The sequence below is a fragment of the Paracoccus sp. (in: a-proteobacteria) genome (genome assembly GCF_046462195.1).
In the GTDB taxonomy this organism is placed as follows: domain Bacteria; phylum Pseudomonadota; class Alphaproteobacteria; order Rhodobacterales; family Rhodobacteraceae; genus Paracoccus.
Genome location: NZ_JBKGUN010000292.1, coordinates 1 through 5,746, shown reverse-complemented (window position 1 = coordinate 5,746; position 5,746 = coordinate 1). Strand labels below are relative to the sequence as shown.

Sequence of the window (5,746 nt, the reverse complement as noted above, 5' to 3'; positions counted from 1 at the left end):
CTGGACAGCATCGACCTGACCATCCGTCCCGGCGAAACGGTGGCCCTGGTGGGCCCCTCGGGCGCGGGCAAGACAACGGTGATCCAGCTGATCCAGCGGTTCTGGGACCCGCGGCAGGGGCGGGTCACGCTGGACGGCATCGACCTGCGCGAACTGGCACGGGTCGATCTGCGCAGCCAGATCGCGCTGGTCCCGCAGGACCCGGTGATCTTTGCCGCCTCGGCTGCCGACAATATCCGCCTTGGCCGGCCAACGGCCAGCGATGCCGAGGTGCAGGCCGCAGCCCGTGCCGCCCATGCGCATGACTTCATCGCGGCCCTGCCGCAAGGTTACGACACCGCCTTGGGCGAGCGCGGCGTGATGCTGTCGGGAGGCCAGCGCCAGCGCGTGGCCATCGCCCGGGCCATCCTGCGCGACGCGCCGATCCTGCTGCTGGACGAGGCCACGAGCGCACTGGACGCCGAGTCCGAGGCGCTTGTCCAAGCCGCCGTCAGCCGGCTGGCCGAAGGCCGGACCACAGTTGTCGTGGCGCACCGCCTGGCCACCGTCAAGAAAGCCGACCGCATCGTGGTGCTGGACCAGGGGCGCATCGTGGCCGAGGGCAGCCATGATTCGCTGGTCGCGCAGGGTGGGCTTTATGCACGGCTCGCGCGGATGCAGTTCACGGACGGAGCCGGCACGGCAAGCGAAGCCCCCCGGCTTGTTGCCAATCGCCCCGCTGCAGTCGGCGGCACAGTCCTAGACCGCTTTGCCGGATCTTGATCGGAAGGGTTGTCGGGAGGTGCGGTTACTGCGGAGCGGAGTAGACCGCAGCCCAGTAGATGGTGCGACCGTCAGGGCCAAGAGCTTGTCCCACGCCATAGTCGCGCACTTGCGGCAACAGGATGTTGTTCAGGTGACCTTGCGACTTGTTCCATTCCTGCAGGACGCGCGGCAGTGAATAAGGGCCTGCAGCGATATTTTCGGCGGTGACGCTGGGCCGGTAACCTGCCGCCTTGACCCGCGCGGCGGGTCCGGTGGTCGTGCTGCCGATATGGGTCATCCGGCCCCGCCGTGCCATGTCGCAGGCATGGGCTGCCGCCACCTGAGCCAACTGCATGCTGGAACGCACCGGCGGCAGGCCTGCTTGCCTCCGCATCTGGTTGGTTGCCGCAACGCCGGCGGCATTCTGTCCCGGGTCCGTCTGCAGGCAGCGGGCCTCGCCCGGAGCGGATACCTGGACGGCATGAGGGTCGTCGGTCCGTCCCGTTTCCGGATCCGCCGCACAGGCTGCAAGAAGCGTGCAGGACAGCAGGAGGACCGAAAAGAGGCTGGGCTTTGGCATGATCACCGCTCCACTGGTTCATCATATCTTATGCGTCACCTTTTACAGGTTGCAACTAAAGGAAGAGTAAACGGAAGATAACTCGCCTTTGATACGGCGGAACTGGGTCCTGCTGCTTCGTGTTCGGGTCGAGGCAACACAGGAACGATCACAATGGGCATCTGGGATTTCGTGAAGAACGCGGGCAAGCCCGTTCTGGGGGCTGCCGAGGCCGCGCCCGTACCAGCCGCCACTGGCGCCGAGGATGACACGCAGCGCAAGGTCGCTGCGCTCAAGGCTGAGCTGCGCGCCCTGAACCTGGATGCCAATGACGTGCATCTGCGGCTGCGGGGTGACACGGTTGTTGTCGAATCGAGGGGCACCGATCGCGAAACGATGGAAAAGCTGATCTTGGCGCTGGGCAATGTCGAAGGCATCGCCAAGGTCGAAGCCGACCTGCCTCAGGATGCGCCCCAGCCGGTGTTCCACACCGTCCGCAAGGGCGAAACGCTTTCAGCCATCGCCAAGGAGCATCTGGGTGACGCCAACCGCTATGGCGCCATCTTCGAGGCCAATCGTCCGATGCTGAACGATCCCGACAAGATCTATCCCGGGCAGGTTCTGCGTATTCCCCAAGGATGATTGCAGGCAGGGGAAAAGGTGGGGTGCACGTTCTCTGGTGACGCGGCGTTTTTATCGGCTTTCCCGGACCAAGGCCTTGCCCCACCATGCAAATCCGGCTCATCCTGTGTCACAGGGAGGGGCCGCGACCGACGGCCGGCAAGGAGGGGAGGCCGAAATGGGCAAGTTCAGCACATTCGAAGATCGGGACCGGCTGGATCGGGAGTGCGATTATGCGGCCCGCGACCTTCCCACAACAATCTACGATTTCTTGGCGCGCACGGCCGAACGATTCCCGCAACGTTCCGCCGTCTCGTTCCAGTTGCTGTCGGGGCCGCGTGCCCCTTCGACGACGCTGACCTGGCAGGAGCTGCTGGAGCGGGTGACTGAGACTGCCAACCTGTTCCGGAGCCTTGGCGTCGGGCCCCAGGACACCGTTGCCTATCTGCTGCCCAACAGCATCGAGACGCCTGTCGTCCTGTTGGCTGGCGCCACCGCCGGGATCGTCAGCCCGATCAACCCCCTGCTGGACGCCCGGCAGATCGCCGGCATCTTGCGCGAAACCCGGGCCAAGGTCCTTGTGACGCTGAAGTCCTTTCCCAAGACCGACGTGGCCCAGAAGGCTGCCGAGGCCGTGGCGCAGGCCCCTGGCGTCACGCATGTGATCGAAGTCGACCTGAACCGGCATCTGCGCGGCATCAAGCGGTGGATCGTGCCGCTGATCCGGCCGCGGGTGAAAGTCAGGCACCATGCCAAGGTGCTGAACTTCGAGGCTTGCGCCAGCGGCTGCAACCACACGCGGCTGGACTTTGACGATCCCGGACAGGATCGCGTTGCGGCCTATTTCCATACCGGCGGCACCACCGGGACGCCCAAGGTCGCGCAGCACAAGTATTCCGGCATGATCTACAACGGTTGGCTGGGGGGGACGTTGCTGTTCGACGAAACGGACGTGCTGATGTGCCCCTTGCCGATGTTCCACGTTTTTGCGGCCTATCCGATCCTGATGTCCTGCATCGCGTCGGGGGCGCATGTGGTGATGCCGACGCCGGCCGGTTATCGCGGCGACGGGGTCTTCGACAACTTCTGGAAGCTGATCGAGCGCTGGCAGGCGACCTTTCTGATCACCGTGCCCACCGCCATCGCGGCACTGATGCAGAGACCGGTGAATGCCGATGTCAGCAGCCTCAAGACCGCCATCTCGGGTTCGGCTCCTTTGCCGATCGAGCTCTACAACCGCTTCAAGGCCGCTACGGGCGTCGAGATTGCGGAAGGCTATGGCCTGACCGAGGCAACCTGCCTGGTCAGCTGCAATCCGGTGTACGGGGTCAAGAAGGTCGGCTCCGTCGGGATCCCGTTCCCCTATACCCATGTCCGCATCCTGAACCACGACGACAGCGGGCGTGTGCATGAGTGCGCCACCGACGAGGTCGGAGAAATCTGCCTGGCCAGCCCCGGCGTCTTTCCCGGATCGACCTATACCGAGGCCGACAAGAACCACCGCCTGTTCGCCGAGGACCGTTATCTGCGCACGGGCGATCTGGGGCGCATCGATGCGGACGGTTATCTGTGGATCACGGGTCGCGCCAAGGACCTGATCATTCGCGGCGGCCACAACATTGACCCGGCCGAGATCGAGGAAGGGCTGCTGTCGCATCCTGCCGTGGCCTTTGTGGGCGCAATCGGGCAGCCCGACGGTTTTGCCGGCGAACTACCCTGCGCTTATGTTGAACTGGTGGCAGGAGCCGAGGTTTCGACCCGCGAACTGGCCGAACATGCCAAGACCCACATCCACGAGCGTGCCGCCGTTCCCAAGCACATCGAGATCCTGCCGGAACTGCCCAAGACGGCCGTGGGCAAGATCTTCAAGCCCGACCTGCGGCGGATGGCCATCAAGCGTGTCTACGACGAAGCGTTGATAGGCACCGGTACCCATGTCCTGGCCGTCCATGAGGACAAGAAGCGCGGTCTAGTCGCGCAACTGTCGCGCGACGGCAACGTCGACGAGGCCGAGGTCAGGACGCGGCTGGGGCAGTTCACCTGCCCTTGGGACTGGGCCTAGTGCGCGAACCTGGATGTCCTGCCGTCAGCCGTTTTCACGCAGGATCCGGCCGGCCAGGTAAAGCGAACCGCAGATCAGGATGCGCGCGGCCGGATCGGTGGCCGTGATGGCGCGGATCGCCTCGGCCGCGTCACTGGCGGTGCGGGTGACAAGACCCACCTCCCGCGCGGCGGATGCCGTGGCTTCTGCGGGCAGAGTATTCGGCTCTCCGGGGATGTCGATGGCGGAAAGGCTGGCGGCATGATCGGCCAAGGGACGCAGATAGCCCGTAATGTCCTTGGTGTTCAGCATGCCGCAGACCAGATGCGTCGGGCGCACCGGAAGGGCTGACAGTGTTGCAGCCAAGGCGAGGCCCCCGGCGGGATTGTGCCCGCCGTCCAGCCACAGTTCGGCGCTTCCGGCCAGATCGACCAAAGGACCCCGGCGCAGACGCTGCATCCGGGCGGGCCACTGGGCGTCGCTGACGGCAGCGCGGGCCTGTACACCGGTCGCGCCCAAGGCCCGCAAGGCGGCAAGGGCCGTTCCGGCATTCCGGATCTGGTGCGGCCCGACAAGGTTCGGCAGCGGCAGGTCCCACAAGCCCTGATCGTCCTGAAAGACCATGCCGTCACGCTCGCGCTGGATCATCCAGTGTTGGCCATGGGCAATGATCGGTGCCGTCAGCCCCTGGGCACGGGCCTCGATCACCCGCAACGCCTCGTCCTCCTGCGGACCAATGACGACCGGCACGCGAGGCTTGATGATGCCTGCCTTTTCGGCAGCGATCAGCGGCAGTGTGTCCCCCAGATATTGTGTGTGGTCGATCGAGACGGGGGTGATGACCGTCAGGCGCGGTGAATCAACGACATTGGTGGCATCCAGACGGCCGCCAAGGCCGACTTCCAGCAACGTATAATCGGCAGGGTGGCGTGAAAAAGCCAGAAAGGCGGCAGCCGTCGTGATCTCGAAGAAGGTGATGGGGTGGCCCCCATTGGCGGCCTCGCATTCTTCCAGTGCCAGCGCCAGTTCTTCCTCGGCGATCAGGTCACCGGCCAGGCGGATGCGCTCGTGGAAATGGGCCAGGTGCGGCGAGGTATAGGCATGGACCCGCATGCCCCCGGCCTCGAGCCCCGCCCGGATCATGGCCTGCGTGCTGCCCTTGCCGTTCGTGCCGGCGATGTGGATCACCGGGGGAATGTGGCGTTCGGGATGACCCAGGGCGGCCAGGATGCGGTGCATCCGGTCCAGCGACAGGTCGATGACCTTGGGGTGCAGCGCCATCAGGCGCGCCAGGATGACGTCGGATTGGCTCATGTCTATCGCGGGGGCAAGCCCCCATCTCCCGGAAAACAGGACAAGGATGATCAGTCGGCTTTTTCGGGTTCCGATGCGGGTTCGGCGACCGGTGCAGGCAGGTCGCCGCGCGTCGGCGCCGGCAGCCCGCCCAGCATCCGCAGGACCGAGATCAGTTCGTCCCGGAGGGCCTTGCGGTGGGTGACCCGGTCCAGCATCCCGTGTTCCAGCAGGTACTCGGCGCGCTGGAACCCTTCAGGCAGCTTTTCGCGGATCGTTTGTTCGATGACCCGCGGCCCCGCAAAGCAGATCAGCGCATTCGGTTCGGCGATCTGGATGTCGCCCAGCATCGCATAGCTGGCGGTCACGCCGCCGGTGGTCGGGTGGGTCAGAACGACGATATAGGGCAGGCCCGCTTCGCGCAGCATCTCGACCGCGACGGTGGTGCGGGGCATCTGCATCAGGGACAGGATCCCCTCCTGCATGCG

6 protein-coding genes are annotated in these 5,746 nt (G+C 65.3%); 3 read left to right on the top strand and 3 right to left on the bottom strand.

Translation table 11 applies throughout. The annotated features are described in order from the left end of the window. Nucleotides 1-762: ABC transporter ATP-binding protein (locus ACLHHB_RS17450; protein ID WP_410219555.1), on the top strand; the 762-nt coding region annotated here is incomplete at its 5' end. A gap of 25 nt (nt 763-787) precedes the next feature. On the opposite strand, the gene ACLHHB_RS17445 is transcribed toward ACLHHB_RS17450, so the two are convergent. Next, on the bottom strand, nt 788-1,324 hold the full coding sequence (locus ACLHHB_RS17445) for a CAP domain-containing protein (RefSeq protein ID WP_410219554.1): 537 nt from the start codon (nt 1,322-1,324) through the stop codon (nt 788-790). Between the two features lie 153 nt (nt 1,325-1,477). Between ACLHHB_RS17445 and lysM the strand changes: the two genes are divergently transcribed. Then, on the top strand, nt 1,478-1,945 hold the full coding sequence (lysM, locus tag ACLHHB_RS17440; protein WP_410219553.1) for a peptidoglycan-binding protein LysM: 468 nt from the start codon (nt 1,478-1,480) through the stop codon (nt 1,943-1,945). A 157-nt stretch (nt 1,946-2,102) separates the two neighbouring features. Further along, on the top strand, nt 2,103-3,986 hold the full coding sequence (locus tag ACLHHB_RS17435) for an acyl-CoA synthetase (RefSeq protein ID WP_410219552.1): 1,884 nt from the start codon (nt 2,103-2,105) through the stop codon (nt 3,984-3,986). Nucleotides 3,987-4,010: 24 nt separating this feature from the next. On the opposite strand, the gene ACLHHB_RS17430 is transcribed toward ACLHHB_RS17435, so the two are convergent. Further along, a complete protein-coding gene (locus ACLHHB_RS17430) occupies nt 4,011-5,279 on the bottom strand; it encodes a bifunctional folylpolyglutamate synthase/dihydrofolate synthase (RefSeq protein WP_410219551.1) in 1,269 nt (422 codons plus the stop codon). A 50-nt stretch (nt 5,280-5,329) separates the two neighbouring features. Beyond that, nucleotides 5,330-5,746 (bottom strand): carboxyl transferase domain-containing protein (locus ACLHHB_RS17425; RefSeq protein ID WP_410219550.1); only part of this gene is annotated, 417 nt, incomplete at its 5' end.